The following is a 688-nucleotide window of genomic DNA, read 5'->3' as shown; positions in this document are numbered from 1 at the left end:
CGCTCGGGTCGAGCCGGTCCAGCACGCGGCGCACCTCCGACAGGGCGGGGCGGTCGACGGTCACCACGCGCGCGGCGCCGACGACCTGCTGGGCGCTGTCGCTGCGGTTGCGGGCCCCGATCACCAGGGCGTTGGCGGCGAAGACGAGCAGTGCGGTGGAGACGGTGAGGACAGCGACGGCCCGTCGGGTCGCGGGACGACGCGCGATCTGGAGTGCGGACAGGCCCGTGCCCAGGTGTCCGTGGGCCAGCATCGAACGGCCCAGGACGGTGGCCACCGGCACGACCAGGTGGGCCAGGACCAGTCCCACGGCGACGGCCAGAAGGGTGGGGGTCGCCAGGGCCAGCGGTCCCTGCGCGCTGCCCGAGGTGACGTTGACGACTGCGACGATCGCCACCGCGACGACCACCGCATCGGCCGCACCGACCCGCCATCCGACCCGTCGCGCCGGCACCCGCCGCAACAGCGAGGCGACCGGTTCGCGCGAAACGCGCAGTACGGCCATGAAGGCCGTGCCCAGCAGCACGACCGCCGCGAGGAGCAGGGCCACCCACGCGGGCAGGCGCCACTCGAAGGGCGCCGGGACAGGCAGCCAGTAGCGCCGGGCCAGCCACGACAGCACGAGGGTCAGCACGGCACCGGCCGGGACGCCGACGAGCACCATCGCCCCGACTTCGCGCAGCACCAG

1 protein-coding gene is annotated in these 688 nt (G+C 74.9%); it reads right to left on the bottom strand.

Annotated features, from left to right (window positions below):
- A partial coding sequence (locus tag FRW57_RS23765) for a hypothetical protein (RefSeq protein ID WP_420853290.1) occupies window positions 1–688 on the bottom strand: 688 nt, incomplete at both ends.

It is taken from the genome of Segeticoccus rhizosphaerae (assembly GCF_009192725.1).
Lineage (GTDB): Bacteria > Actinomycetota > Actinomycetes > Actinomycetales > Dermatophilaceae > Segeticoccus > Segeticoccus rhizosphaerae.
This window is presented reverse-complemented; position numbering and strand designations above follow the sequence as displayed.